Annotated in this window: 27 protein-coding genes and 1 pseudogene; 17 read left to right on the top strand and 11 right to left on the bottom strand. The window is 70.2% G+C overall.

The window, feature by feature from the left end; translation table 11 throughout:
* Nucleotides 1-606 precede the first annotated feature (606 nt).
* The 4 genes from DJ81_RS13640 to DJ81_RS13625 all read left to right on the top strand — a co-directional run bounded on the left by DJ81_RS13640 (nucleotide 607) and on the right by DJ81_RS13625 (nucleotide 4,612).
* Complete coding sequence (locus DJ81_RS13640) at nucleotides 607-1,095, top strand: TlpA disulfide reductase family protein (protein WP_094524296.1); 489 nt, start codon at nucleotides 607-609, stop codon at nucleotides 1,093-1,095.
* Nucleotides 1,092-1,796: a cytochrome c biogenesis CcdA family protein gene (locus DJ81_RS13635; protein WP_094526968.1), complete on the top strand. Its 705-nt coding sequence runs from the start codon at nucleotides 1,092-1,094 to the stop codon at nucleotides 1,794-1,796. The genes DJ81_RS13640 and DJ81_RS13635 overlap by 4 nt, the downstream gene beginning before the upstream one ends.
* 69 nt (nucleotides 1,797-1,865) lie before the next feature.
* Nucleotides 1,866-2,663: a DUF3179 domain-containing (seleno)protein gene (locus DJ81_RS13630; protein WP_094590152.1), complete on the top strand. Its 798-nt coding sequence runs from the start codon at nucleotides 1,866-1,868 to the stop codon at nucleotides 2,661-2,663.
* A 188-nt stretch (nucleotides 2,664-2,851) separates the two neighbouring features.
* The gene (locus DJ81_RS13625) at nucleotides 2,852-4,612 is read left to right on the top strand and encodes a globin-coupled sensor protein (protein ID WP_249269135.1); all 1,761 of its coding nucleotides are present in this window, start codon (nucleotides 2,852-2,854) and stop codon (nucleotides 4,610-4,612) included.
* A 30-nt stretch (nucleotides 4,613-4,642) separates the two neighbouring features.
* On the opposite strand, the gene DJ81_RS19325 is transcribed toward DJ81_RS13625, so the two are convergent.
* On the bottom strand, nucleotides 4,643-4,813 hold the full coding sequence (locus tag DJ81_RS19325; RefSeq protein ID WP_158217282.1) for a hypothetical protein: 171 nt from the start codon (nucleotides 4,811-4,813) through the stop codon (nucleotides 4,643-4,645).
* Between the two features lie 48 nt (nucleotides 4,814-4,861).
* Nucleotides 4,862-5,167 carry a MazG nucleotide pyrophosphohydrolase domain-containing protein gene (locus DJ81_RS13620; protein ID WP_094524293.1) on the bottom strand — a complete coding sequence of 102 codons (306 nt, stop codon included), beginning with the start codon at nucleotides 5,165-5,167 and terminating at the stop codon, nucleotides 4,862-4,864.
* Between the two features lie 121 nt (nucleotides 5,168-5,288).
* Between DJ81_RS13620 and npdG the strand changes: the two genes are divergently transcribed.
* The 3 genes from npdG to DJ81_RS13605 all read left to right on the top strand — a co-directional run bounded on the left by npdG (nucleotide 5,289) and on the right by DJ81_RS13605 (nucleotide 7,286).
* On the top strand, nucleotides 5,289-5,957 hold the full coding sequence (gene npdG, locus DJ81_RS13615) for an NADPH-dependent F420 reductase (RefSeq protein WP_094590150.1): 669 nt from the start codon (nucleotides 5,289-5,291) through the stop codon (nucleotides 5,955-5,957).
* A gap of 57 nt (nucleotides 5,958-6,014) precedes the next feature.
* Entirely contained in the window at nucleotides 6,015-6,857 is an 843-nt protein-coding gene (locus DJ81_RS13610; protein ID WP_094524291.1) for a polyprenyl synthetase family protein, read from the top strand.
* Nucleotides 6,858-6,929: 72 nt separating this feature from the next.
* On the top strand, nucleotides 6,930-7,286 hold the full coding sequence (locus DJ81_RS13605; protein ID WP_094524290.1) for a YbjQ family protein: 357 nt from the start codon (nucleotides 6,930-6,932) through the stop codon (nucleotides 7,284-7,286).
* Between the two features lie 140 nt (nucleotides 7,287-7,426).
* Here the strand turns inward: DJ81_RS13605 and DJ81_RS13600 are convergent, their stop codons facing one another.
* From DJ81_RS13600 to DJ81_RS13580, 5 genes are read right to left on the bottom strand one after another with little or no spacing between them, the layout of a single operon-like run.
* The gene (locus tag DJ81_RS13600) at nucleotides 7,427-8,503 is read right to left on the bottom strand and encodes an ABC transporter ATP-binding protein (RefSeq protein WP_094590148.1); all 1,077 of its coding nucleotides are present in this window, start codon (nucleotides 8,501-8,503) and stop codon (nucleotides 7,427-7,429) included.
* The gene (locus tag DJ81_RS13595; RefSeq protein WP_094524288.1) at nucleotides 8,500-9,711 is read right to left on the bottom strand and encodes an ABC transporter ATP-binding protein; all 1,212 of its coding nucleotides are present in this window, start codon (nucleotides 9,709-9,711) and stop codon (nucleotides 8,500-8,502) included. Before DJ81_RS13595 ends, DJ81_RS13600 begins: the two co-directional genes overlap by 4 nt.
* Complete coding sequence (locus tag DJ81_RS13590; RefSeq protein WP_094524287.1) at nucleotides 9,708-10,727, bottom strand: ABC transporter permease; 1,020 nt, start codon at nucleotides 10,725-10,727, stop codon at nucleotides 9,708-9,710. Before DJ81_RS13590 ends, DJ81_RS13595 begins: the two co-directional genes overlap by 4 nt.
* On the bottom strand, nucleotides 10,727-11,719 hold the full coding sequence (locus DJ81_RS13585) for an ABC transporter permease (protein ID WP_094524286.1): 993 nt from the start codon (nucleotides 11,717-11,719) through the stop codon (nucleotides 10,727-10,729). Before DJ81_RS13585 ends, DJ81_RS13590 begins: the two co-directional genes overlap by 1 nt.
* A 27-nt stretch (nucleotides 11,720-11,746) precedes the next feature.
* Nucleotides 11,747-13,381, bottom strand: a complete 1,635-nt coding sequence (locus DJ81_RS13580) for an ABC transporter substrate-binding protein (RefSeq protein WP_094524285.1) — start codon at nucleotides 13,379-13,381, stop codon at nucleotides 11,747-11,749.
* Nucleotides 13,382-13,507: 126 nt separating this feature from the next.
* Between DJ81_RS13580 and DJ81_RS13575 the strand changes: the two genes are divergently transcribed.
* The 5 genes from DJ81_RS13575 (at nucleotide 13,508) to DJ81_RS13555 (ending at nucleotide 17,273) form a co-directional block, all read left to right on the top strand.
* Entirely contained in the window at nucleotides 13,508-13,966 is a 459-nt protein-coding gene (locus tag DJ81_RS13575) for a hypothetical protein (RefSeq protein ID WP_094590146.1), read from the top strand.
* A 150-nt stretch (nucleotides 13,967-14,116) separates the two neighbouring features.
* On the top strand, nucleotides 14,117-14,830 hold the full coding sequence (locus DJ81_RS13570) for a phosphoribosyltransferase family protein (RefSeq protein ID WP_094524283.1): 714 nt from the start codon (nucleotides 14,117-14,119) through the stop codon (nucleotides 14,828-14,830).
* A 225-nt stretch (nucleotides 14,831-15,055) separates the two neighbouring features.
* Nucleotides 15,056-16,435, top strand: coding sequence for an NCS2 family permease (locus tag DJ81_RS13565; RefSeq protein WP_094590144.1), 1,380 nt, complete (start codon nucleotides 15,056-15,058; stop codon nucleotides 16,433-16,435).
* A 74-nt stretch (nucleotides 16,436-16,509) separates the two neighbouring features.
* Nucleotides 16,510-16,764 carry a glutathione S-transferase N-terminal domain-containing protein gene (locus DJ81_RS13560; RefSeq protein WP_094524281.1) on the top strand — a complete coding sequence of 85 codons (255 nt, stop codon included), beginning with the start codon at nucleotides 16,510-16,512 and terminating at the stop codon, nucleotides 16,762-16,764.
* Nucleotides 16,765-16,862: 98 nt separating this feature from the next.
* The gene (locus DJ81_RS13555) at nucleotides 16,863-17,273 is read left to right on the top strand and encodes a DUF192 domain-containing protein (protein WP_394338293.1); all 411 of its coding nucleotides are present in this window, start codon (nucleotides 16,863-16,865) and stop codon (nucleotides 17,271-17,273) included.
* 28 nt (nucleotides 17,274-17,301) lie between these two features.
* Here DJ81_RS13555 and DJ81_RS13550 read toward each other — a convergent pair whose 3' ends face one another.
* From DJ81_RS13550 to DJ81_RS13535, 4 genes are all read right to left on the bottom strand, one after another.
* Nucleotides 17,302-18,804: an ATP-binding protein gene (locus DJ81_RS13550; protein WP_094526962.1), complete on the bottom strand. Its 1,503-nt coding sequence runs from the start codon at nucleotides 18,802-18,804 to the stop codon at nucleotides 17,302-17,304.
* Between the two features lie 68 nt (nucleotides 18,805-18,872).
* Nucleotides 18,873-21,467: a DNA topoisomerase gene (locus DJ81_RS13545; RefSeq protein WP_094590140.1), complete on the bottom strand. Its 2,595-nt coding sequence runs from the start codon at nucleotides 21,465-21,467 to the stop codon at nucleotides 18,873-18,875.
* 93 nt (nucleotides 21,468-21,560) lie between these two features.
* Nucleotides 21,561-22,754 (bottom strand): DR2241 family protein, encoded by a 1,194-nt coding sequence (locus DJ81_RS13540; protein WP_094590138.1) that lies wholly within the window; start codon nucleotides 22,752-22,754, stop codon nucleotides 21,561-21,563.
* A gap of 2 nt (nucleotides 22,755-22,756) precedes the next feature.
* The gene (locus DJ81_RS13535; protein WP_094524276.1) at nucleotides 22,757-23,626 is read right to left on the bottom strand and encodes a CbiX/SirB N-terminal domain-containing protein; all 870 of its coding nucleotides are present in this window, start codon (nucleotides 23,624-23,626) and stop codon (nucleotides 22,757-22,759) included.
* A gap of 139 nt (nucleotides 23,627-23,765) precedes the next feature.
* On the opposite strand from DJ81_RS13535, the gene DJ81_RS13530 reads away from it, so the two are divergent.
* From DJ81_RS13530 to DJ81_RS13510, 5 genes and pseudogenes are all read left to right on the top strand, one after another.
* The gene (locus DJ81_RS13530; protein ID WP_094557326.1) at nucleotides 23,766-24,293 is read left to right on the top strand and encodes a hypothetical protein; all 528 of its coding nucleotides are present in this window, start codon (nucleotides 23,766-23,768) and stop codon (nucleotides 24,291-24,293) included.
* Nucleotides 24,294-24,318: 25 nt separating this feature from the next.
* Nucleotides 24,319-24,654 (top strand): hypothetical protein, encoded by a 336-nt coding sequence (locus tag DJ81_RS13525; protein ID WP_094590136.1) that lies wholly within the window; start codon nucleotides 24,319-24,321, stop codon nucleotides 24,652-24,654.
* 69 nt (nucleotides 24,655-24,723) lie between these two features.
* A complete protein-coding gene (gene pheA, locus DJ81_RS13520; protein WP_094524274.1) occupies nucleotides 24,724-25,530 on the top strand; it encodes a prephenate dehydratase in 807 nt (268 codons plus the stop codon).
* A 171-nt stretch (nucleotides 25,531-25,701) separates the two neighbouring features.
* Entirely contained in the window at nucleotides 25,702-26,202 is a 501-nt protein-coding gene (locus tag DJ81_RS13515; RefSeq protein WP_094590134.1) for a fasciclin domain-containing protein, read from the top strand.
* 104 nt (nucleotides 26,203-26,306) lie between these two features.
* A pseudogene (locus DJ81_RS13510) lies at nucleotides 26,307-26,581 on the top strand (ArsR/SmtB family transcription factor).
* The last annotated feature ends 38 nt before the right edge of the window (nucleotides 26,582-26,619 follow it).

The following is a 26,619-nucleotide window of genomic DNA, read 5'->3' as shown; positions in this document are numbered from 1 at the left end:
GTCGACCGGCGCCGGCTTCGACGTCGAGCGAGCGCTCGAACAGTGACCCCGACGCGGTCATCGGATTACACGACGCGGTTTCCGCCGACGAGTCGCGGTCACTCGCGCTCGCCCACCCCCAGCGCCGCGAGGTCGACGTTATCGGCGACGAGGTCGGCGGCGCGGTCGTAGGGAGAGCGGTCGTCGGTCGCGGCGGCCGCGTCCCCGTCCTCCCCGCCCGACCCGCCCGGCGGGCGGGTCGGGCGGGGAGGACGGGGACGCGGCCGCCGCGACCGACGACCGCTCTCCCTACGACCGCGCCGCCGACCTCGTCGCCGATAACGTCGACCTCGCGGCGCTGGGGGTGGGCGAGCGCGAGTGACCGCGACTCGTCGGCGGAAACCGCGTCGTGTAATCCGATGACCGCGTCGGGGTCACTGTTCGAGCGCTCGCTCGACGTCGAAGCCGGCGCCGGTCGACGCGAAGTTCGCGGAGCTCGCGGCCACGAGCGCGAGAGCGGACGGCGGGACCGAACCGGAGTGGTAACGACGCCGAGAGAGCCACTGCTGTGTATCGACGGGCCACGACCGGCGAAAAACTAATTAGCGCGATATCGTGCTGGTCGGTATGCCGTCCCGTCGCAGATTCCTCGCCGGGGGACTCGCTGCTGCCGCGACGGGGATCGCCGGATGCATCGGTACGTCCGCGGACGAGACCTCAGCGCTCGACACCTTGGCCGTCGCGGGTTCGCCGGGCGGCTCGGTTCGGGTCGCCCCGGTCGACGACGTGGTATTGCTCGACTTCTGGGCGACGTGGTGTGCGCCCTGCGAGCCGCAGATGACCGAACTCCGTCGCATCGAGCGGGAGTATCCCGCGGTCCACATGCTCTCGATAACGAACGAGGCGGACGAGGCGGCCGTAGAGCGGTTCTGGCGCGACAACGAGGGGACCTGGCCGGTCGCGACGGATCCGGACCTGCGCGTGTCCGAGCGATACGACGTGACACGGATCCCGACGTTGATCGCGCTCGATACCGAGAACGCGGAGGTCTGGCGCCACAGCGGGTTGGCAGCCGCTGACACCATCGCCGACGCCCTTGACGACGCCGGCGCATGAGTCAGTTGGCGCCGCTTCGTCTGGGGTTCGCGTTTTCGGCCGGTGTGGCGACGTTTTTCGCCCCGTGTGCCTACCCGCTGTTGCCCGGCTACATCGCGTTCTACCTCGGCGACGCGGCGGGCGACGCACCGGCGGGGGTTCAGCTCCGACGGGCGGGGCTCGTGGCCGCCCTCACCAGCAGCGGCATGCTCGTCGTCTACGCCGCATTGGCCCTCCTCGTGGCCGTTGTCGGGACGGAACCGCTGTCGAACCTCGCCGCCCTAGAGCTGGTGGTGGGCGCCGGACTGGTCGCCCTCGGAGGCGCCGTCGCGACCGGCCGGTACGGCGTCTCCGCGGTGCATATCCGACTGCCGGCCCGTCGTCGGTCCAAGAGCGGCTTCCTGCTGTTCGGCGTCGTCTACGCGGCGGCGGCCGCGGGGTGTACCGCGCCCGTGTTCGTCGGCCTCGCCGGCGTCGCGTTCAGTGCCGGTCCCGTGGGCGCGATCACCGTCTTCGCCGCCTACGCGACCGGAATGGTCCTCCTGATGGTCGCCGTCACGGGAGCGACCGCGCTCGGCTACGACCGGCTCGTCACGCGGCTCGCCGACAGTGGCAACCGGTTCGAACGGCTCACCGGGGCGTTGCTGGCACTCGCCGGACTGGCCCAGCTCTACCTCTTCTTTTTCCGGTACGGCGGGCTGTCGCTGCTCGGTCTCGGCTGAGCGCGGCGGTGGTGCGGCGGCGGAACACGTCGGCGTATGAGTTTTGCGCACGCGGTTCCTGAGGCCGCCATGGACCGCCGTTCGCTCCTCTCGGCGCTCGGGCTGGGGATGAGTGGCTTCGCCGGGTGCGGCGGTGCCGTCGATAGCGAACAGTCCGAGACGCCGACCGACGATGGCCCCGACCGAAACGCGAGTGCGATGGCCGAATACGGCATTCCGTCTACGATCTGCGAGGAGGAGATCAGAGCCGATCCCGGTATCGCCGCCATCACCGACCCGGCCTTCGGTCCCGACTGGGACGAGATAACCCCGGCCCCCGAGTATCGCTTCGACGATGCGACGACGCTCAGCGCCGAACAGACGGTCATCGGGCTGGAGGGCCCCGACGGAACGCGGGCGTACCCGTTGGCGGTCCTCTACATTCACGAGATCGTCAACGACGCGTTCGGGCGGACCGATAGCGGTGAGCGTCGACCGGTGATCGTCACGTACTGTCCGATCTGCCGCAGCGGCCTCGTCGCCGACCGGCGACTCGACGGCGAGCCGACCACGTTCCTGGTTTCCGGCCTGCTCTGGCAGCCCGAGTCCATCCGGCAGGCCGCGAGCGAACGGGACAACCGGACGTTCGGTGCCGGACGGACGGGCGGGGAGACCGACCTAGCCCGAGGTGGCAACCTCGTGATGTACGACGAGGCGACGCTGAGCTACTGGAGCCAGATCCTCGGGGAGGCCATCTGCGGTCCCGAGGCGGGCGACCGGCTGCCGATCGTTCCGTCGACGGTGACCACTTGGGGCGAGTGGCGGAGCGAGCACCCGGGGACCGACGTTCTCCTGCCGCCGCCGCACTCGGAGATCGTCGATAGCTGAGTCGCCGCGTCCGGGGCCACGTCGACGTCTGCCGGGGCGAACCGAGGCGGTCTCAGACCGCGAGAATCCGGGGCGAGATTGTTTATTATCGCCTTCCTCTCTCCGCGGTCCGGTCGTTGCCCTCGAAACGTATCAGTCCTGAAAAACGGACGCACAACGTTATATTCCACCGACGTGCGGGCGACGGTATGAGTAAGTCCGGCGAGTACGGGAGCGGAGACTTCGGACGGGGCGAACTGAGCGCCGGTGTGGACGCCGCGGCGCTGGTGGACGACATCGGGCTCGACGCCGAGGAGATCCGGTGGCGCAAGGAGTTCGTCGGCTTCGACGAGGACGACAAACGCCGGCTGAGCCGGTACGAGGAGGCGTTCGCGGAGAACGCCGATCGGATCGCGGAAGACTTCTACGAGAATCTCACCAGTCACGAGCAGACCGTCGACGTCATCGGCCGCTCTGATAAGGGGATCGACCAGCTCAAGCGGACGCAGTCGGCGTACCTCGTGACGCTCGCGGGCGGCGACTACGGTGAGGAGTACTTCGAGGACCGGGCGCGGATCGGGAAGATCCACGACGTGCTGGAGATGCCGATGAAACACTACCTCGGCCAGTACGGCGTGTACTACGACCTCATTCTCCCGCTCATCGGCGACCGGCTCGTCGACTCGCTCACGGACCGGCTGTCGGGCGGGGCGGACGGGGTGACGCCGAGCGCACCGGACGACGCTGACGGCGGGGCCGTCGACGCCGAGACCGAGGCGGCGATAGAAGCGGAAGTCGACGACGCGATCGAGGACCTCCTCTCCGTCCTCCGGATCGTCAACCTCGACATGCAGGTCGTCACGGACACGTACATCCACTCGTACAACGAGAGGCTCTCGAAGGAGATCGAGCGGAACGAGCGCCTGATGGCCGAGGTGGAAGACGAGGTCCGGGAGCCGCTGGGCGACCTCCGGGAGTCGGCGTCGGACGCCGCCGACAGCGCCGCCGCGGTCGACGACGCCTCCGAAGAGCAGTCGCAGCGGGTGGCGGAGATCTCCTCGGAGGTGTCGAACCTCTCGGCGACGGTCGAGGAGGTGGCATCGACCGCCGACGAGGTCGAACGGACGAGCGGCCGAGCGGAGTCGCTGGCGGACGACGGGCGCGCGGCGGCCGACGACGCCGCGGCGGCCATGGACGACATCGGCGCCGCCGTCGACGAGGTGGCCGACGACGTCGAATCGCTCCAAGACCGCGTCGAGGAGATCGACGAGTTCGTCGACGCGATCAACGGGATCGCCGACCAGACCAACCTGCTCGCGTTGAACGCCTCGATCGAGGCGGCCCGCGCGGGCGACGCCGGCGCCGGCTTCGGTGTCGTCGCCGACGAGATCAAGTCGCTCGCGGAGGAGTCGCAGCGACACGCGAGCGACATCGAATCGATGGTCGACGGGATCCGGACCGACACCGAGGACACCGTCGGGAGCCTCTCGGAGACGACCGAGCGGGTCGACGACGGGAGCGAGCGAGTCGGCGACGCGACGGAGAGTCTCGCCGCCATCGCCGAGGCGGTGACGGAGACGGCGGACGGCATCGACGAGGTCTCGGACGTGACCGACGAGCAGGCCGCCGCCGCCGAGGAAATCGCCGCCACGGTCGACGAGGTGGTCCGGCAGTCGAACCGCGTCTCCGACGAGATGCGGGAGCTGGCGGCCGAGAGCGAGCGTCAGGCCGAGACGGTCGAGGAGGTGGAACGCGCCGTGCGCCGGTTGGGTACGGGCGACGACGTCGGGGGAGTCGGGAGCGCCGACGACGACGGGGGCGACGAGGCGGTCGCGATGGGGACCGACGGCGGGCGGTCGGCCCCGGCGGGGCTCCCCGAGGGAATGCCCGACTTCGTGATCGAGCGGCTCTCCGACGAGGAACTGCGGGCGATCGCGGACGGCGAAGCAGACGTGGACGACCTGCTGTGAGCCGCTGACGCGACCCGATGTGAGCCGGGATCAAGGCGCGAAGTAAGCGTCCGGCCCCCGGACGCCCCGAAGCTCGCGGAGCGGTGAGGCGCCGCACCGCCCGCAGGCGTCCGGCTCTTCGGGGTCGTCGGGCAGCGCGAACACCGTCTCGCAGGCGTCGCAGGCGACGTAGCGGAGCGCGAGCGACGGAGTGTCGGCCATGACGGTGGTAGGGGGCCGGCCCACTTGAACCGACGCCCGAGTCCGCCCCTACCGACCGGACCCCGCGTCGGCGGACGCGTCGAGCCGTCGCTCGTACTTCGCCAGCGACTCGGCGAGCGCGTCGCCGGCGTCGACGTCGGCGGTCTCGGCGAGCGCCAGCAGCGCGAACAGCGCGTCGCCGAGCTCGTCGCTCGCGATCGCGGCGGCGTCCGGGTCGCTCCCGTAGTCGGTCGAGGTCGCGACCTCCTTCGCGACCTCGCCGACCTCGCTCTCCAAGTCGAGGACGCGGTACGCGAGGTCGGTCTCCAGCCCGTGCTCGGCGACGAACGCGGCGACGCGGTCCTGCTCGTCCATGAGCGTCGCCTCTGCGCGGCCGGAAAAGAAGCTCCCGATCCGAACGGCGGTCCCCGATCCGAACGGTGGCGAGGACGGCCGGTCACGGAACCCATAAGACGCGAGCGGCCCCACAGACCGTATGAAGATCGCGATACTCGGCGGTACCGGCGACATCGGCGAGGGGCTCGCGCTCCGGCTGGCGGCCGACACCCCTCACCGCGTCTCGATCGGCTCGCGGGAGGCGGAGAAGGCGGAGACCAAGGCCGAGGAGTACACCACCGAACTGGAGAGCCGCGGCCTCGACGCGGCGGTCGAGGGCGCCGAGAACGCGGCGGCCGCCGCCGCGGCCGCGATCGTCGTCCTCGCCGTGCCGCCGTACCACATCGGCGACACGGTCGAGGCCGTCGCGGACGAGTTGGACGACGGCGACGTCCTCGTCTCGCCGGCGACGGGGATGAAACGCGACGACGAGGGGTTCCACTACCACAAGCCCGGCGCGGGCTCGGTGGCGCGGATCGCGGCGGACGCCGCGCCGGAGGGCGTCGCCGTCGTCGGCGCGTTCCACAACCTCGCGGCCGCCCGGCTCGCGAACCTCGACGCCGACCTCGGGATCGACACGCTCGTGATCGGCGACGACGAGGACGCGAAGCGAACGGTCGCGGACGTCGCGGAGGGAATCGAGGGACTCCGCGCGCTCGACGCCGGCGGGATCGCCAACGCGCCCGAGATCGAGGGGCTCACCCCGTTGCTTATCAACGTCGCGAGCCACAACGACGGGCTCCACGACCTCGGCGTTCGATTCACGTAGTCGCCCGCGGCCGCCGTTCCGTTAGGCCTTTGCGCGGCCGGCCCGTCCGGGCAATAGATGGAGTACCTGGAGCGCCGGGTCGCGCTGGTCGAGGACCGGCTGGAGGCCGTCATCGACGAGGTCGAGCCCGACGAGCTGTCCGACGAGGTCGGCCACGTCGTCCTCGCCGGCGGCAAGCGGGTCCGCCCGGCGGTGACGATCCTCGCCTGCGAGGCGTTCGACGGGGACCCCGAGGACGCCGTCGACTTCGCGGCCGGAATCGAGTTCGTCCACAACGCGTCGCTCGTGATCGACGACATCATCGACCGCTCGGAGGTCCGACGCGGCACCCCCTCCGCGTGGGCGGAGTTCGGATACGGCCCGGCGATCGTCGCCAGCGACGGCCTGCTGGGCGAGGCGTTCGGGCTGTTCTCCGCGGAGCCGCGCGCGATGCGGACCGTCGCCGAGGCGATGGTCGAGCTCGGCGAGGGCGAGGCGACCGAGCTCGCCGACCGCCCGACGACGGAGGCGGAGTACATGGAGCTCGCCCGTCGGAAGACCGGCGCGCTGTTCCGGGCCGCCGCCGAGCTCGGCGCGGTCGCCGGCGGCGCCGACCCCCACGCGATCGACTCGTTCGGCGAGTACGCCGAGCGCGTCGGCATCGCGTTCCAGATGCGCGACGACGTGCTCGACGCGACCGCCGACGCCGACGAGCTCGGCAAGCCGACGGGACAGGACGCGGAGATGGACCGGCCCTCGGTGGTGCAGGTCACCTCGCTGTCCCCCGAGGAGATCGACGAGCGGGCCCGCGAGCAGTCGGAGCTCGCCCTGGCCGCGCTCGACGACGCCGACCCGCCCGAGACGGAGGCGATCGAGTACCTCCGCGACCTCGCGGAGTTCGTCGTCGTGCGGGAGCGGTAGACGGCGACCACGCGACGAGGCCGCACGCGTCACCGTCGGTTTATCTCCTCAGACGACGTATACGGGGCGATTATGTCTTCGACAGTAGTCTCGTCCGACCCGGAGCAGTCGCTCGTCGCGACCGTCACCACCGAAACCGTCGCCGGCCGCGAGATCGCGGAGGTGCTGGGTATCGCCCGCGGCAACACCGTGCGAGCGCGGAACGTGGGCCGAGACATCACGCAGGGGATCCGGAACCTCGCCGGCGGTGAGCTCAAGGCCTACTCGACGCTGCTCGCGGACGCCCGGGATCAAGCGATCGAGCGGATGGAGGCGGACGCGATCGAGATGGGCGCCGACGCCGTCGTGAACGTCCGGATGGAGACGTCGGAGGTGACGCAGGGCGCCTCGGAAGTGATCGCGTACGGGACGGCCGTCAGGCTCGCCTGAGCGGTCGTTCGTCGAACGAGCGACTGCGCTCCGAAGTCGGGTTTCGGTCTGAATCGAACTTCGTTCGACGTGGGCGGTCCCCGGCGAGCGTCCCTGTGTCGCGACGCGACCGCCGAGCCCCGCGGCCGGGTCGGGTCCGCTCAGTCGTCGTCGCCCGCGGTCCGGGCGTTCTCCTCGATCGGCTCGCTCCCCCAGTAGGAGTGGTCCTCGTCGGCGCGGAAGCACGTCGCCGAGCGCCGAGCGCCGACGTCGTACGCCGGCGGCGACGACTCGCGGCAGGCCGCCCGCGCCTCTGGACAGCGGGTGTGGAAATGACAGCCCGCGGGCGGGTTCCGCGGCGACGGCACGTCGCCGTGGAGCGTCTCGAAGTCGCCGTCCCGCTCGTCGGTCGTCACCCGGGGGACGCTGGACAGCAGCGCCTCCGTGTACGGGTGCGCCGGGTCCGCGAAGATCTCGTCGACCGGCCCGGTCTCGACGATCTCGCCGAGGTACATCACGGCGACGCGGTCGCAGATGTGCCGGACCACGCTGAGGTTGTGCGCGATGAAGAGGTAGGTGAGACCGAAGTCGTCCTGGAGGTCGTCGAGGAGGTTGAGGATCTGCGCCTGCACCGAGACGTCGAGCGCCGAGACGGGCTCGTCGAGCACGATGAACTCCGGGTCGACCGCGAGCGCCCGTGCGATCCCGATCCGCTGGCGCTGGCCGCCCGAGAACTCGTGCGGGTAGCGGTCGATCTGGTCGGCCGACAGGCCGACGCGTTCGAGCAGGTCGCGGGCGGTCTCGCGCCGCTCCCCCTGATCGGCGATCCCGTGGATCCGGAGCCCCTCGGTGACGATGTCGCCAGCGGTCATGCGCGGGTCGAGGCTGGAGAACGGGTCCTGGAAGACGATCTGCGCGCGCCTGCGGAACGCCGTCAGCTCCGCGTCGGTCATCTCCAGCAGGTCCGCCCCGTCGAACGAGATCCGGCCGTCGGTGGCCTCGCGCAGGCGAAGCACGGTCTCGCCCGTCGTCGACTTGCCGCAGCCGGACTCGCCGACGAGCCCGAGCGTCTCGCCCTCGGCGACCTCGAAGGAGACGCCGTCGACGGCCTTCACGCTCTCCTCGTCGGCGCCGAGCAGCCGGTCGAGGAGCGACTGCTCGTCCGCGTAGTACTTCCGGAGCCCCTCGACGGAGAGGAGGGGGTCGGCGGCGTCGGCGGGCCCCTCGGCGTCGCTCATTCCGCGTCACCCCCGAAGTGGTCCTCCGGAAGCGCCTCGCTCGGGTCGTACGGGCGGTCCGCGAGGACGCACTTCGCCCCGTGTTCGGCCTCGGCGTCGACCACGCGCTCCGCGGGCTTCTCCAGACAGGACTCCATCGCCTTCGGACAGCGGTCGGCGAAGTAACACCGGTCGTCCATCTCGGAATCGACCAGTCCGGGGACGTTCCCCTCGATCGGTTGGAGCCGCGGGCGCGGGTCCTCAAGGTCCGGGATCGATCCGAGCAGCCCCTCGGTGTACGGGTGGACCGAGTCGTCGAACACCGCGTCGAGCGTCCCGCGCTCCACCACCTCGCCAGCGTACATCACGCAGACCCGGTCGCACATCTCCGCGATGACGCCGAGGTCGTGCGTGATGAGCACGATGCTCATCCCGCGGTCCGCCTGGACCTCCCGCAGGAGGTTGAGGATCTGCGCCTGGATCGTGACATCGAGCGCGGTCGTCGGCTCGTCGGCGATGAGCACGTCGGGCTCGCCGGCCAGCGCCTGCGCGATCATCGCGCGCTGGAGCATCCCGCCGGAGAACTCGCCGGGGTACTCGTCGACGCGTTCCGCCGGGTCGGGGATCCCGACCTGTTCGAGCAGCTCGATCGCCCGGTCGACGCTCTCGTCGCTGGTGTAGCCGCGGCCGGGGACGATACCGTCGAGGAGGTACTGGCCGAGCCCGTACCCCTGGGTCCGCGAGCGGGTCGATCGCGGGTTCGCCTTCGCGCGCCGCTGTACCTCCACCGCCTCGGCGATCTGCTCGCCGACGGTGATCGAGGGGTTGAAGCTGCTCATCGGGTCCTGGAAGATGGTGCTGAACGACGGGCCGCGGAGCGACCGCCGGACGCGCGGCGGGACGGTCCGGAGGTCGACGTGGTCGCCGTCGACGCCGACCGCGTCGCTCGCCCGGAACTCCTCCGCCAGGTCGGGGTTCCGGTACCACACCTCTCCATCGGTGATCCGACCGGGCGACTCGACGAGGTCGATGAGCGACAGCGCGGTCACCGACTTCCCGGAGCCCGACTCGCCGACGATCCCGAGGATCTCGTTGTCGCGGAGATCGAACGAGACCGACTCGACCGCGTTGATCTGCCCCTCCTCGGTGAAGAAGCGGGTCGAGAGGTCCGACACCGAGAGCACGTCGTCGCTCCGCAGCGCGGGGTCTGGCCGCACGCCCTGGCTCATGCGGCACCCCCTTCGCCCTCGATGCCCGGGTCGAGCGAGTCGCGGAGCCAGTCGCCGAGGAGGTTGATGCCGATCACGGAGAACATGATCGCGAGCCCGGGCAGCGACGCGATCCACCACTGGCCCGACGAGATATAGTCGCGCCCCTGCGCGATGTCGAAGCCCCACGAGAGCGTCGTCCCCGAGAAGCCGAGGAACGACAGGGAGCTCTCCAGGAGGATGATCGCCGCCACCTGCACCGTCGCGAGGACGATGATCGGCGTGATCGCGTTCGGGAGGACGTGGTTCCAGATGATCGAGGTGTCGTCGGCTCCGAGCGCCCGGGACGCCTTGACGTACTCCTGACTCCGCAGGGAGAGCGCCTCCCCGCGGGCGACGCGGGCGAACCACACCCAGTTGACGAGCCCAACGACGATAACCACGGTTATCGGGAGCACGAAGCTCTCCGGCATCTCCGGCGCGAGGCCGGCGACGACGAACGGGTCGGGGATGTTGACCGCCGCCCGCCCCCACAGCCCGATGAGCGCGACGGCCAACACGAGCGACGGGAACGCGAGGCTGACGTCGGCGATCCGCATCAGGACGTCGTCGACGTTCCCGCGGTGATAGCCCGCGAACAGCCCCACCGGGACGCCGACGAACGCCGCCAGAAGCGTCCCGAGCACGCCGACGACCAGCGACGTCCGGGCGCCGTAGATGATCCGCGAGAGCATGTCTCGCCCGAGGCTGTCGGTGCCGAGCGGGTGCGCCGCGTCGGGGGTGATCTCGACGGTCTCGGTCACGGTCTGGATCTCCCCCTCGACCATCTGCGAGGTCGTCCGCTCGGTGGTCTCGCTGAAGCCGAGCGGCGGGAGCTCGCTCTGGTCGAGCTGCTGTTCGGTCGGGTCGTGCGGCGCGATGAAGGGCGCGAACGCGGCGGTAAACAGGATACCGACCACGAGCAGCAGGCCGATCTTCGCGAGCGCGCTGTTCCTGAACTCCTTCTTGAGATTTCGGATGACACGTGCGGAAACCATCAGTCGTTCACCACTTGGGGGTCGAGATACGCGTAGACGGCGTCGACGAGGACGTTCACGAGGACGAAGCTGGTGCCGATGACGATGAGACTCCCCTGTAACACCGGCCAGTCGCGGCGGTTGATGCTGTCGATGACGAGGGTGCCGAGCCCCGGCCACGAGAACACCGCCTCGGTGATGACCGCGCCGCCGATCAGCGTGCCGAGCTGGAGGCCGAGCACCGTGATCACCGGGATGAGCGTGTTCCGGAGCGCGTGTTTGTAGCGGACCAGCGTGTTCGGGAGTCCCTTCGCCCGCGCGGCCTGCACGTACCCCTTACCGAGCTCGTCTAACATTCCGGAGCGGGTGAGCCGCGTGATCAGCGCCATGAAGTACGTCCCTAAGGCGATCGCGGGGAGAGTGATGTACGCGAGCCACGCGAGCAGCGTCCCGACGAACGGGTCCGATCCGACGATCGACACCGCCACGTCGCCGACGTCGACGCCGCGACCGCTGGTGTTGAACACGTCGAACTCCACCGCGAAGACCAAGATGAGCATGATTCCCAGCCAGAAGTTCGGCGTGCTGATCCCGCCGAGCGAGAACAGCGTCGCGCCGTAGTCGACCGGCTGGTTGCGCCGGGTCGCGCTGAGCACGCCGAGCGGGATCGACAGGGCGATGGCGACGACGCTCGCGGCGAGCGCGAGCTCGACCGTCGCCGGCAGCCGCGCGAACACGAGCCCGACGACCTCCTGCCCGCGGATGTACGAGAACCCCATGTCGCCGCGGAGGAGGTCGAAGATGTACTGTCCGTACTGGACGTAGAGCGGCTGGTCTAAGCCGAGCTCGGCGGCGATCGCCTGTCGCGTCTCCTGGCTCGCGTCGAGCGGTGCGACGGCGTTGATCGCGCTCCCGGGGGTGACGAAGCGGAGCGCGAACACGACGGTGACGACCCCCCAGACGACGCCGAGTCCCTGGAGGCTTCTTTTGAGTACGAATCTCCCAAATGACATTGATGAGTTCGGGGCGGTCGTCTGGCGTTACTGTTGGGTGGCCGTGTCGGGGTCGATGAACTCGTCGGCCCGCGGCTCCCACGAGATGTCGCTGGAGACGCCGTAGACGCTGAACTGCTGGTGGAGGAACACCCACGGGGCGAGGTCGTGGGCGAGCTGGTTCGCCTCCTGGAGGATCTCGACGCGCTCGTCGGGGTCCTCGGTGCTCTCCGCGTCGACCATGAGCTGGTCGAGCTCCTCGTTTTCGAGGATCGTGAGCGCGCCCTCCGTGGTCATGAGCGGCGTGATGGTCTGGCTCCCGTCGAACTCGCCGTTCCCCCAGCCGAGAAGGTTGAAGTGCGGCTTGTCCTCGATGTTCCCCGTCGTGATGTCCTGGACGAGCGAGGAGAACTCGCGCTGTTCGAGGCTACAGGAGACGTTCGACAGCGAGTCGATCTGGTTCGCCGCGGCCTGCGCGATCTCGACGTCGCCGAGGTAGCGCCCGATGGGCGTCTGCAGCGTGATCTCGACGCCGGCGTGGCCGGACTCGTCGACCAGCCGCTCCGCCTCCTCGGGGTCGTACGGGTACGGCTCGATGTCGGGGTTGTGACCGACGTGGCCCTCGAGGGTGGGCTGGCCGGTGATGTTCCCGAAGCCGTTGAGGACGTTCTCGATGATGCTCTCGACGTCGACCGCGTGGTTCATCGCCTGCCGGAACTGCTGGCTGGAGAACGGCTCGACGTCGTAGCGCATCTGCAGGAAGATGATCCGGGCGCTCGGCACGGAGTTGATCCCGGCGACGTCGGAGCTCTCGACGCGCGAGACCTCCTGCGGCGGCACGTTCGTCACGATGTCCGTCTCCTCCGCGAGGAGGCGGTTCACGCGCGTGCTCGACTCGCTGGAGGCGCTCATCGTGAGCGCGTCGACCGGGACGTCGCCGCCCCAGTAGTCGTCGTTCGGCTCGTAGGCGACCTCGTTGCCGGAGTCGTACTCCGTGACGACGAACGGGCCGGTGCCGTTCGTGTTCCGGTTGATGAAGTTGCCGTCGTTCTCCTCGATCCACGACTGCTGCACGATCTCGCCGTTCGTCGCGAACAGCTGGAAGGCGATCGGGTTGAAGCCCTCGAAGCTCACGGTCACCTCGCCGTCGCCGGCGACGACCTCGCTGACCGAACCGAGGTCGTTCTTCTGCGGGCTGGCGATACCGACGTCGTCGTCGACGATCCGCCGGATGCTGAACCTGACGTCCTCGGAGGTGACCGGGTCGCCGTTGTGGAAGGAGGTGTCGCGGAGCACGAACCGGACGCTGCCGTCCTCGGTGCGCTCCCAGTCGGTGGCGAGTCCTTCGATGATCCCGCCCTCCTTGTCGCGGTCGAGCAGGCCCTCGTACACCTGCCCGACGATGATCTCCGTGTTCGTCTCCGCGTGGTCCTGCGGGTCGAGCCCGGAGTCCATCTGGCCCATGGTGACGCCGAGTTCGAAGGCCTCGTCGCCGCCGTCGTCGCCGTCGGACCCGTCCGAACCGTCCGAGCCGTCCGTGCCATCGTCGCCGTCGGACCCGTCCGAACCGTCCGAGCCGTCGCCGCCGTTCCCGGAGCAGCCGGCGAGGCCGACCGCGGCCGCGGTGCCGGCGTACGTGAGCATCGTCCGCCTGTTGATCCGATCGTCGTTGTCAGAACGCATAGCATACCACATACGAGGCAACGTTATGAACCTAACGACGCGAACGCACCCGTCAGCCGTCACGTCGCGCGGTTTCTGTCACGGCGACTGGACAACTATTTACGATCCCGGCGGGTCCACGAGGACATGCGACGGACGGATCCGGGCGAGCGCTGGGGAGACGTGGTCGCCGACAGCGACGCGACGGCGACGGAGTACCGCGACCGGGGCTGGACGGCGGTCGCCGCCCACCCCGGCGACGTGAACCCGGTCGCGGACGCGGCGCGGATCGACGTGCTGCTCCCCGGCTCGGAGTTCGAGGAGACGAGCGCGGTCGTGGGCGACGCCGACGTCGACTCGGTTCGGGTGTACGCCGCCGCGGCCGGGGGCGTCGAGTACCGCCTCGTCGTCGCGGAGGACGGCGACGCCGGGGTCGCCGTCTGCGTGCCGACGTACCTCGGCGCCGACGAGCTGGAGTCGCTCAGGGCGGGCGCCGACGCGGCCGGCGCGCTCACGGTCCGTCTCCGCCCCCTCGACGACCGGGACGTGGTCGAGATCGACGTGAGCGATCCGGCCGTCTTCTTCGACGCGACGGCCGACGCCTGAGCCGAGACTCTCTCGATGCGACGGCGGATCCGTGAGCCGAGACTTCCCGGCGACGGATCCGTGAGCCGACCCCATGTCACGCACACACATGTGTATCTCCTCCGGAGAACACTTCGACGTATTCATACTTGTGCGATCACGATCATCTGCATGAACCGAGCAGAGAAGGCGGCCCTCCAGCTGCAGGCGGTCGCCGTGTTGCGGATGTTGAAGGAGACGCGAACGTACGAGGAGCTCTCCGAGGTGACCGGGCTCCCCTCCGGCGACCTGAACCGGTACGTGAACGGCCACGTGTTGCCCGGCGCCGACCGAGCGAGCGAGGTCGTCGAGGCGGTGGGCCGCGACGCGCTCGCCGACGAGCTGATCGCCCGCGTCGAGTTCGACGACGAGGGGTACGTCGACAACTCCGGCGTCGTCTTCGACCAGTCGTTCCTCGACCTGGTCGCGCCCGTCGCCGCGGAGACGTTCGCGTTCGAGTCGCCGGACGTCGTCCTCACCGCCGCCACCGACGGGATCACCCTCGGCGCGGCGATGGCCTCCTTCTTCGACGCCCGCCTCGCGTACGCCAAGAAGTCGAAGGAGACCGCCGTCGAGGAGTTCATCGAGTCGCGCCAGCGGCTCGCCTCCGGCATCGAGCTCACATACTACCTCCCCGCGAGCGCGGTCGACGCCGGCGACACCGTGCTCGTCGTCGACGACCTGATCCGGTCGGGAGAGACCCAGGAGCTCCTCCTCGACATCGCCCTCCAGGCCGACGCCGACGTCACCGGCGTCTTCACCCTCATCGCCGTCGGCGACGAGGGGATGGAGCGCGCGCGAGCGATCACGGACGCGCCGGTCGGCGCGCTGACGACGTTCGAGTAACCCGCCGGCGGCCGTCGGGTGACGCGCCGGTCGGCGCGTTCGCGACCCGCGGGGAGTCGCTCGCGCGGGTCGGCGGTCGCGCTCAGAGAAGGGGAGTAAACACGTTCGCGCATTTTCTTTAGATTATTGACGCCTAAAGCGGTGTATTAATACACGTGTATGTGTATTCTCCGCGCTCGTTCAGCAAGGCTTATCATCCGATACGAAAGTAGACACATCCGTTCAATGGGGCTTACAGATACGCTGGCTGCGCGGTTCGACGTGGAGGCGCACGACTCCGACGTCCGTACGGAGCTGGTCGCGGGGCTCACCACCTTCCTCGCGATGTCGTACATCATCGTCGTGAACCCGTTCATCCTCGCCGAGGCGATCCAGATCCCCGGCTACGAGTTCTTCGAGGTGGTCCAGATGATCGCCATCGCGACGATCCTCTCGTCCGCGCTCGCGACGCTGGTGATGGCGCTGTACGCCAACCGTCCGTTCGGGCTCGCGCCGGGGCTGGGACTCAACGCCTTCTTCGCGTTCACCGTCGTGCTCGGCTTGGGTATCCCGTGGCAGACGGCCCTCGCCGCGGTGTTCGTCGAAGGGATCCTCTTCATGCTGCTCACCGCGGTCGGCGCGCGCGAGTACGTCATCCGGCTGTTCCCCGAGCCGGTGAAGCGCTCGGTCGGCGCCGGTATCGGCCTCTTCCTCCTGTTCATCGGCTTCCAGGAGCTCCAGATCGTCGTCCCCGACGACGCGACGCTCGTCACGCTCGGCGGCATCTTCGGCAACCCGTGGGCGATCTTGGGGATCCTCGGGCTCGTGTTCACCTTCGGCCTCTGGGCGCGCGGCGTCACGGGCTCGATCGTGATCGGCATCCTGACGACCTCCGTCGTCGGCTGGGGGCTCACGCTCGCCGGGTTCTTCGACCGCGGCACGATCACGCCGGAGACGCTCCCGAGCGCACAGTACGACATCTCGCCGCTCGCGGGGGCGTTCGTCGACGGGCTCTCCGGGGTCGACCCGCTCACGTTCGGTCTCGTCGTGTTCACGTTCTTCTTCGTCGACTTCTTCGACACCGCCGGGACGCTCATCGGCGTCTCGCAGTTCGGCGACTTCCTCGACGAGGACGGCGACCTCCCCGACATGGACAAGCCGCTGATGGCCGACGCGGTGGGGACGACCGCCGGCGCGGTGCTCGGCACCTCCACGGTGACGACGTACATCGAGTCGTCGACCGGCGTCGAGGAGGGCGGTCGCACCGGACTGACGGCCCTCGTCGTCGCGCTGCTGTTCCTCGGGTCGCTCGCGGTGATCCCCGTCGTCGCCGCCATCCCGGAGTACGCCTCCTTCATCGCGCTCATCGTCGTCGGCGTGATGATGCTGCAGGGGCTCGTCGAGGTGGACTGGTCGGACCCGGCGTGGGCCGTCTCCGCGGGGCTCACGGTCACCGTGATGCCGTTCGCCTACTCGATCGCCGACGGGCTGGCCGCCGGTATCGTCGCCTACCCGCTTATCAAGATCGCCGTCGGCGAGTACGACGAGGTCGCGCTCGGCCAGTACGTCATCGCGGCGCTGCTCGTCGTCTACTACGTCCTGCAGACGCGCGGCGTCATCCTGTAGCCCGACCGCCGCCCGTGCGCGCGGCGCGCACCGCCCACCGTACTTCTTTACGCGTCTACGCCCTACCGATGGTGATGGCAAATCTGACGCTCTACGAACTGGAGGGATGTCCCTACTGCGCGAAGGTGAAGACGAAGCTCGCCGAGCTGGACGTGGAGTACGAGTCGGTGATGGTGCCGCGCTCGCACTCCGAGCGCACGGAGGTCGAGGAGCTGAGCGGGCAGACCGGCGTGCCCGTCCTCGTCGACGAGGCGAACGGGATCGAGGGCATGTCCGAGAGCGACGACATCGTCGAGTACCTCGAGGAGACGTACGGAAGCGCGAGCTGATCCGACGGAGCAGTTCCTGACCGTCAGCGGCGGCGATCGACGGTCGCGCCGGCGGTTCGCGGTCGCGATCGCGAGGCTATTTATCCGACGGTCGCCACGTGCGGAGCGTGCGACTCGTCCACCGCAGCGCGGAGTCCGACGGCGACGCGGGGCCCGACGCCGACGCGGGGCCCGACGCCGACGACCGGAAGTCGACCGTCCTCGCCGACGACGTCGACGTCGCCCGGTCGACGCTCGAACAGGGCCGCGGACTGATGTTCAGGCGCGCCGTCCCCGACGGCTACGCGCTCGTCTTCCCCTTCGAGGAGGCCGACGCGCAGTGGCTCCACATGCTGTTCGTCCCGTTCGCGATCGACGCGCTGTGGCTCGTCGACGGCGAGGTGCGAAAGCGGAAGCGGCTCGCCCCGTTCGTCGGACTGGGCCGGGGGCGGGCCGACACGGTCGCCGAGCTCCCCGCGGGCGCCGCCGCCGACGTCGCCGTCGGCGACGAGGTCCGGCTCGTCGAGTGACCGGAGCGACGGCTCGGGCGCGTCCGACTCACTCCCCGTCGACCGTGCGGAGCTCCATCTCGATCCGCGTGCCGCCGGCCTTGCTCTCGCCGATGTCGAAGCCCCCGCCGCCGGCGCTGACGATCCAGTTCACGTACCAGAGCCCGAGCCCGCTGGCGTGCTCCAGCGGCGTCTCCTCGCCGGTGAGCACCGCGCGCTCGACGGGCGGGATCCCCGGACCGTCGTCGGCGACGACCAGCGACGTCCACGACTCGCTGGGGAGCTCGGCGGCAGTAACGGTCACCGAGGGGCGGTCCGCGTCGCCGTGTCGGATCGCGTTGTCGACGAGCTCCGCGATCGCCTCGGCGAGGTAGCCGACCGCCGACACCGTGATCCCCTCCGGGACGTCCACCTCGATGTCGGCGCGGTCGCGGAGCTCCGACGGAACCGTCACCAGCGCCTCCTCGACCTCGTCCGCGAGGTCCGTCGGCCGGGGAGTGGGCCGGTCGGCGAGCAGCCGCTCGACCCGCCGCGAGGTCTCGCCGACGCGCAGCAGCCGCTCCGCGGTGTCGACGACGCGCTCGAGCTCCGCGGCGAGCGTCGGGTCCTCGACCTCGCCGATCGCCCGCTGCGTGAACCCCGTGACGACGTTGAGGTCGTTCCGGAAGTTGTGGCGGAGCACTCGCGTCAACACGGCGAGCCGCTCCTCCCGGAGGGACGCCTCGGTGACGTCCTCGCCGACCCCGACCGCGCCGACGACCTCGTCGCCGTCGGTGACCGGGCCGAGCGAGAGCCGGTACGGGACGCGCTCGCCCGAACGGGTGACGAGCGTCGCCTCGCACTCGGCGTTCTCGGCCTCGCGGTAGACGGACTGGAGCGCAGCGGCGACGGCGTCGTGGCTCTCGTCGTCGAACAGCGACGTCAACGCGGTCCCGGAGAGCCGCTCGTCCTCGTAGCCGGCGTCCGCGGCGAGCCGGTCGTTCCACCGCGAGAGGGTGCCGCGCTCGGTGCACTGGAACAGGGCGACCGGAACCGTCGCGGCGACCGCGTCGGTGACTCGGAGCTGCGACCGGAGGCGTTCCTCGGCGGTGACCCGGTCGGTGACGTCGGTCAGACCGACGATCAGCCACTCGCGGTCGGCGACCGTGGCGGCGCGGACGGCCAGTTCGAGGCGCCGCATCGGCGCGCTCGCGACGGTCCACTCGAAGCGGGTGACGCCGTCGCCGTCGGGCGGGGCGCGGACGGCCGCGCCGATCGGGTCGCCGGCGACGGTCGCCGCCGCTTCGCCGAGGTCGTCGAGCCCCATCAGCGTCAGCGTGCCGCGGTCGCGGTCGAGCAGATCGGCCGCCGGCGGGTTCGCCGCGCGGATCGCGAGGCTCCCCGGATCGCACGCGAGCGCCGGCGTCGGAATCGCGTCGACGAACGAGCGGAGGACGCGCGGGACCGCCTCGCCGCCGGGCGCGCTCAGCGACCCCTCATCGGCGGCGCGGTCTCTCTCGCCGGCCGAGAGGCCGCCGTCCGCGTCCCCGTCAGCGTCGCTGTCGCGACCCATACGTAGCGCGACTGACGCGTCCCGCGCTTATGTGTCTGTGGGTCGGAAAGTCGGAGACGCCGGGAGCGTCAGTCCGCCTTCGCCTGCCAGTCCCGAACGGTGTCGGCGCCGACGCCGTCGACGTCGGCGGCGAGATCGTCCGGGTCGGCGGATTTGAGATCGTCGACGCCGTCGACGCCGACGTTCTGCAGCTTCTCGGCCGTCTTCTCGCCGATCCCCTCGACCGTCTGGAGCTCCGAGCCCTCCTGGCGGGCGGTGAACTCGCGGTAGTTACAGATCGGACAGCCGAGCTCCCACGGCTCGTCGCCGGAGTGGACCCGGAGGTGCGGGAGGTCGTGTTCCTCGCAGCGCTCGTCGGTGACCTCGATCTCGCCGCGGCGGGGGAGCGGCAGCGAGTAGTCGCAGTCGGGGTAGCGCGTGCAGCCGACGAGCCGGGAGCCGGAGCGGAGGCGTTTGATGGCCAACTCTCCCCCGTGCGTCTCACCGCACTCCGGACACGCACCGATCACCTCGTCCTCTTGATCGTCGGCCTCGTCGGCCTTACACTGCGGGCACCCGTGGACGAACGTCTTCCGGCCCGCGAGCATCTTCACGTGCCGGAGGTCGTGCGCCTCGCAGGTCTCGTCGAGGATGAGCGGCTTCCCGGTGGAGGGGAGCGGGAGGGTGTGCTCGCAGTCGGGGTAGCCGTCACAGCCCACGAAGTACGAGCCCTGTCGGGACTTCCGGACGAGGAGGTCCGCGCCGCACTCGGGACAGGGGCCGAGCGTCTTGTCCGCCTTCAGCGACTTCTGCAGGTGGTCGCCGACCGCGTCGCGGGACTCGGTGAGGTCGTCGAACACGCGGTCGAGCAGCTCGCGGGACGCCTCGGTCACCTCGTCGTACCCCTTCTCGCCGGCCGCGATCGCCTGCATGTCCCGCTCCAGTTGGGCGGTCATCTCCTCGCTGACGATGTGCTCCGCGAACTCCTCGGCCGCCTCGACGACCGCCTCCGCGAGCCGGGTCGGCCGCGGCGGGTCGCTCTCGATGTAGTTGCGGTCGTACAGCTTCTCGAGGGTGCGGTGGCGGGTCGCCTTCGTGCCGACGCCGCGCTTCTCCATCTCCTCGATGAGCCGCGACTGGCCGTACCGGCGGGGCGGCTGGGTCTCCTTCGCGTCCGTGCGGCGGCCGTCGAGCGCGAGCCTCTCGCCGACCTCGACGTCGGGGACGATTCGCTCGTCGCTGGAGCGGTACGGGTAGACCTCGTGGTACCCCGCTTCCAGCAGGCGCTTCCCGTTCGCCTTGAGCCGGAGCCCGCCGTCGGCGGCGAGGTCGGCGGGACCGTCGGCGTCCGCCGGGTTCCGGAGGGCGGCCCGCCAGTCAGCGCCCTCGGCGACCGCGGTCGCCTCGCCGTTCGCGAGCGCGACGACGCGGAGCCGCTCCCACGTCGCGGGCTCGGCGCAGGTCGCGAGGAAGCGGCGGACGATAAGCTCGTACACCTCCCACTCGTCCTCCGAGAGGTCCGACGCCGACGGGAGCTCGCCGGTCGGGTGGATCGGCGGGTGGTCGGTCGTCTCCTCGTCTCCCTCGGTGGGCTCGATCTCCTCCTGGTCGAGGAGGGACTTCGCGTCTTTCCCGAACGTCGAGGCGGCCGAGAGCTCCTCGATCAGCTCGCGGGGCTCCAGGTCCTCGGGGTACACCGTGTTGTCCGTCCGCGGGTAGGTGACGTAGCCGGCGGTGTACAGGTCCTCCGCGAGCGACATGGCGCGCTGGGCGGAGTGGCCGAGCGAGCCCGCCGCCCGGATGAACGCCGTGGTGTTGAACGGGGTTGGCGGCTCGTCGGTCCGAGTCCGGCGGCGCACGTCGTCGACGACGGCCTCGTCGGCCGCCGCCAGGGCCTCGGTGAGCACCTCCGCGACGTTGCCGTCCCAGACGCGCTGGGCCTCGTTGCCCTCGTCGTTCAGGTAGAAGTAGCGCGCCTCGAACGGGTCGCCGCCGGACTTCGTCAGCTTCCCGTACAGCTCCCAGTACGACTCGGGATCGAACGCCTGGATCTCGCGCTCGCGGTCGACGATGAGCTTGAGAGTCGGCCCCTGCACCCGGCCGACCGAGATGAAGTCGTCGCCGAGCTGGCGGGCGGACAGCGAGAGGAAGCGGGTGAGCGCCGCGCCCCACGTGAGGTCGATCACCTGGCGGGCCTCGCCGGCGGCGGCGAGGTCGAAGTCGAGCTCGTCGGGGTTCGCGAACGCCTCGGTGACCTCGTTGTCGGTGATCGAGGAGAATCGGACCCGATCGATAGGGGCGTCCTCGTTGACCTCGCGCACCAGCTCGTACGCCTCCTTTCCTATCAGCTCGCCCTCTCGGTCGTAGTCGGTCGCGATGACGACACGAGAGGCGTTCCGCGCCAGCGTACGGAGCGCGGCGACGATCCCCTCTTGGGTCGGCTCCTTGGTGACCGGCGCGTCGATGAGCTCGACCGGCTCGACGTCGCGCCAGTCGTTGTACTCGGCCGGGAAGTCGACCCCGACGACGTGGCCCGAGAGGCCGATACAGCGCTTGCCGCCCCACTTGTACACGTTGACGTCGTTCTTCCGCTCCGTCGTCGCGGACTCGCCGCTCAGGATGTCGGCGATGCGGCGCGCCGCGTTGTCCTTCTCCGTAATTATCAGCTCGGGGCCGCGACTCATTGCACCGGGATACGCCGCTCTCCCGTCTAAAGGTTTCGTGATACAGCCTAAGATCGCCCGCACGCGCGACTGCGCGCGCGGCGACCGGGCGTTCTACTCCTCGTCGTTCTCGTCCGGCTCGGTCGGCACGCCGGCGAGGTTCCCGTCCCCGTCGAACAGCTTGGCGCGGAGGAAGCGCGTCCGGTAGCGGTTCGCGCCCTCCTTCGTATCGGCCTCCCGGATCTCGTCGATCCGGCCGTCGGCGACCGCGTCGATGATGTCTTCGACCTGCTCCTTCTCGCTCGGCGTCAGCTCGAACTCGTAGGTCCGGGGCTGCTCGCTCTCCAGCCGCGTCCACTTACGCGCGGCCGAGACGACGACCGAGCAGGGCTCGCGGCAGGGGAACGCGCCGTCGCCGCCGTCGACGTCGAGGTCGGTCTCGTCGTCGTACTCCCACTCACGGCGCTTCAGGCACTGCGAGTCGTCGCAGCACGCCTCCGCGACCCAGTTGACGTGCTCGTACCCCTCGCCGCGGTCCCACGTCTTCACGACGCCGTAGATGCCGGACTGCCGCGCCATCGTCTCGCGCCAGTGGTTCACGTCGAGCTCGCCCTCGCGCTCGCGGTGCCAGTTGGCGACCGTCGCGGGGTAGATCGTCTCGACCGCCTCGTAGGCGTCTCGCGGACCGAGCTCGGGGAAGACCCACCCGCCCGCGAGCGACGGCGCGGTCTTGAGGGGACGGTAGCGCCCCTGCTCGTCGTACCTGACGAGGTCGCGGGCGTCGAGCGGGTCCTCGTGGGCGTCGAGCTCGTCGACCGAGACGCCGGCGTCGTCGGCGTGGCGCACGTCGTACCGGCGCTCGCCGCGGTCGGTGAGAGTGGCCGTAATCCGCAGCTCCCCCCACGCGCGCTCGATCCCCTCCGCGAGCGCGGCGTACCGGGTCGCCACCGTCGCGCCGTCGGCGTCCTCCAGCCAGCGCAGGAACGCCCGACGGGGGCCGAACTCGCCGACGACGCGCTCGAAGGCGTACCAGTCCGTGACCGCGGGGGCGCGCTCGGCGAGCGCCTCGTGGAGTTCGCCCTCCGTCAGCCCGGTGCGGCGGTCGCCGTCGGCGAGGACGTACCGGTCCTCGTCGATGTCGCCGCGCAGGTCGGGCGCGACGCTGAACCCCTCGAACCGGAGCGGGTCGCCCGGGGTGTGGTCGCTGAGCGCGTCGAGCACCGCGTCGAAGGCGTCGCTCGGGAGGTCGATGTCGGGGGGCTCGGGGGCGGCCCCGGAGTCCGCCGACTCCTCGGCGGGTTCGGACATCGTCAGTCCCCCGTGGCGACGCGGGTGGTCTCGCGCACGTCGTCGAGCGCGGCACCGAGGTCGGCGCCCGCGTCGGCCGCGCGCTCCAAGACGACGTCGGCCATCAGGGGCTCGGTGCCGACGGCGCCGGCGTACCAGATCCGGGTGCCGTCCACCTCGGTCGGCACGTCGTACCCCTCCGTGTAGTCCTCGCAGAGCCCGACGTCCTCCGGGATGTCCTCCTGGGTGTGGTAGCCGTCGGCGATGAACAGCGGGACGAGGACGACGTCGTCGCTCTCGAAGAACTCGGGGAGGTCGTCGACCTCGGGGTCCTCGTCCATGTACAGCGCGCGCACCTCGTCGAAGCGGTCGCGCTCGGCGATCCGGTCGGCGTGGTACTCGATCGCCTTCGCCGAGTTCTCGTTGCGCTCGGTGCCGTGACCGACGACGGCGAGCCCGAAGTCGTCGCCCACGTCGGGGTCACCGGTGACCGACTCCGCGCGCCGGACGATCACGTCGGTCATCGCGCGGTGCGTCCCCACCGGGCCGCAGTAGTGGACCTCCCGGTCGATGTCCTCGGCGACGAGCGTGGCCTGGTCGGCCGAGAGGCCGTCCGAGTCCCACTCGGCGACGTCCCAGCCGTCGAGCCGGAGCTCGCGCGGGATCACCTGCTCGGTGAAGTACCCCTCCGAGACGAACAGCGGGACGACGTAGATCTCGTCGCCTTCGACGGTGCGGAGCACCTCCCGGAAGTGCGGTTCCTCCTTCCAGAAGCCGGTCTTCACCTCGTCGAACGCGCCGGTGGCGCGGATGGTGTCCGCGTGGTCGTACGTCGGCGCGCTCGACTCCGGATTGAGGTGCGAGCCGTGTGCGACGATGACGAGCGACTGCATACACACGCTGAGGGCGCGCCGCTCTTAGGGACTTCGGCACGTGCGGCGCAACGGGAACGCGACGGCGCCGCGTGCAGCCGAGGGGCGCTCCCCGAGCCCGACCGAAATCGCCATGCCGGCCCGCGCCGCACTCCCGACCATGTCGCTGGCAGCCGACACCCGCGAAGCGGCCCGGGCCCGCCCGTTCGTCCTCGACGCGCTCCGCGCCGGCGTGTTGAACCACAGCGCCGCCGCCGCGTGGCTCGCCGACGAGGCCGACCTCGGCGGCGACGGCGACGCCGACACCGACGCGATCGCGACCGCGCTCCGCCGATTCCGGGAGGACCTCCCGGCGTACGCGACCGCCGAGCGCTCGGCGAGCGTGTCGATGCGGAGCGGGGTCGGAGTGGTCGAGGGGGAGCGAGACACCGACGCCGGCACCGATCCCCTCCTCAGTGCCGGCGGTGCGGCGGTCGTCCCCGAGGGGCGCGACACGGCCATCCTCGCGACCGGGGACGTCGACGCCCGAGCGCTCGCGACCGCCATCCGCCGCCTCGACGCCGTCGACGTCGACGTCGCGGCCGCGGGGGTCGCCGGGGGCGCGCTCGCCGTCGTCGTGGGACGGCGCGACGGCGCGACCGCGGTCCGGGTGGTCGAGGCGGCGCTCTCGGCGGTGCCGAACGAGTGAGGTGTCTGCGGCCGCGAGGGCAGACGTGAACCACGTTCCGGACGAGGCGCTCGCCGCGCTCGACGCGTTCGGCGAGGGTCACCTCCGCGGCGACCCCGCGCCGGTCAGCGAGCGGCTCCGCTCGGACCTCCGGCTCCGGATCGCGACGCTCGACGACGGGCGGACGGCGCGCTGCCGCTTCGAGACCGAGCACACGCGGGCGCCGCCGACGCTCCGGGACCGGGGGTCGTTCCTCGCGACGTACGCGGACGGCGTCGACGACCGACTCCGCGCCTGGGGGATCGAACCCCCCGACGCGTACGAGTACGTCGAGACGGTCGACGGCTGGCACCGGTACGCCGGGCGGCTCCGACTGCCGTAGGGGGACCGCCGTGCGACGGCGTTCGCGCGACCCGCACGCTTTTCTAACGCGCTCTGATAGGTACGGGCGATGAACGCCGTCACGCTCGGTCCCGCCGGCACGTACTCACACCGTGCGGCGCGGGCCGTCGCCGCCGAGGTGTCGTTCCGCGAGTCGGTCACCGCCATCGTCGACGCCGTCGCCTCCGGCGAGTTCGAGCGCGGAGTCGTCCCCATCGAGAACAGCATCGAGGGGTCCGTCACGGAGAGCCTCGACGCGCTGGCCGACTACGACGTCGCGGTCACCCGCGAGGTCGTCACCCCGATCCGACACGCGCTCCTCGCGCAGGAGCCCGAGTTCGGGGTCGTCGCCAGCCACTCCCAGGCGCTCGCGCAGTGCCGCAACTGGCTGGAAGAGCACTATCCGGACGCCGGGCTCGAAGCGGTCGCCTCCACCGCCCGCGGGGTCGAGCGCGCCCGCGAGGACGCCCGCATCGCCGGGATCGGCCACCCGGACAACGCCGGCGACGACCTCGAAATCCTCGCGGAGGACATCCAAGACCGCACCTCCAACGCGACCCGGTTCCTCGTCGTCGCGCCCGCGTCCGCCCGCTCCGACGCGGGCGGAAAGACGACCCTGATCGTCTATCCGAACGCGAACTACCCGGGGCTCCTGCTGGAGCTTTTGGAGGCGTTCGCCGACCGCAACCTCAACCTCTCTCGGATCGAGTCGCGCCCGAGCGGTGAGCGCCTCGGCGACTACCTGTTCCACTTCGACGTCGACGCCGGGCTCTACGAGGACCACATGGCGGCCGCCGTCGAGGACGTCGAGGCCATCGCCGACAACGGGTGGGTGCGCGTGCTGGGCTCGTACGACACCGAACACGTGCTGGAGTAGCGGCTCAGCGTCCGATCGCGAAGCCCGTTCCGCGCCCGGCGCTCTCGGTCCGACGCCCGATCGAAACCGGCAACACTGACGGAGATTTGGGTCTCTTTGATGTGGGATTGCGGTTACTTTCACCAAATAGTTGATTGCATACTAAAACGATCTCTCTGACGGGTATATCCCATGAACGCTAACAGACGGACGGTACTCAGGGGCGTCGGCGCGGGAACAGCGGCACTGCTCGGCGGCGTCGGCACCGCCGCGGCCAAGCCGCCGAGCGAGGGCAAGACGATCGTCGACGTGGCCGACGACGCCGACGGCTTCGACGTCCTCGTCGCCGCGGTCAAGGAGGCGGGTCTCGCCGGCGCGCTGAGAGGAAACCGCCAGTTGACCGTGTTCGCTCCGACCGACGCGGCGTTCGATGACGCCCTCGAGAGCCTTGGCGCCGACAGTCTTGCTGAGGTCGACGACGAGACGCTAGCCAACATCCTCACCTACCACGTCGTGCCCGGCCGTCGGAAGGCGAACTCGATCGTCAACGTCGGCGAAGTGCCGACCCTGAACGGCGCGAAAGTCGACGTGGACGGCACCGACCTCAACGGCGATCAGGCCGACATCGTCATCACGGACATCGAGGCGTCGAACGGCTTCGTCCACGTGATCGACGGAGTGCTGCTGCCGTAGCGCGGCCGCGAGGCTCGATGGTCCCCGCCGGCGTCACGTGCCCTTCCGTCACCTCGTACGGCTATCCGTGTGTTTATATATCCGACTTCCGATGAGTATGTTCGATGGAGCCGGTGCTCTGGCAGGTGCTGGCAGGAACGCGGGGGGGCCCAACCGCGCGCGATTACTCCGGGCGCTCGACGAACGACCGCGGAACGCCAACCAGCTCGCCGAGGACCTCGACCTCGCATACAAGACCGTCAGGCACCACCTCGGAGTGTTGGAGGAGAACGACGTGGTCGAGAGCACCGAACAGGACTACGGCGCCGTGTATCTGCCGACGGAACGCACCCGGAACCACTGGGAGACCGTCGAGGACATCATCGATCAGGTGGAGTGAGTATGACTCGAATCTGGAACGAAGCGATCGACGGAGGA

Source organism: Halorubrum sp. Hd13 (assembly GCF_002252755.1).
Taxonomy (GTDB): Archaea; Halobacteriota; Halobacteria; order Halobacteriales; family Haloferacaceae; genus Halorubrum.
Note: the sequence above shows the minus strand (reverse complement) of the source record. Positions and strands in the feature narration are given on the sequence as shown.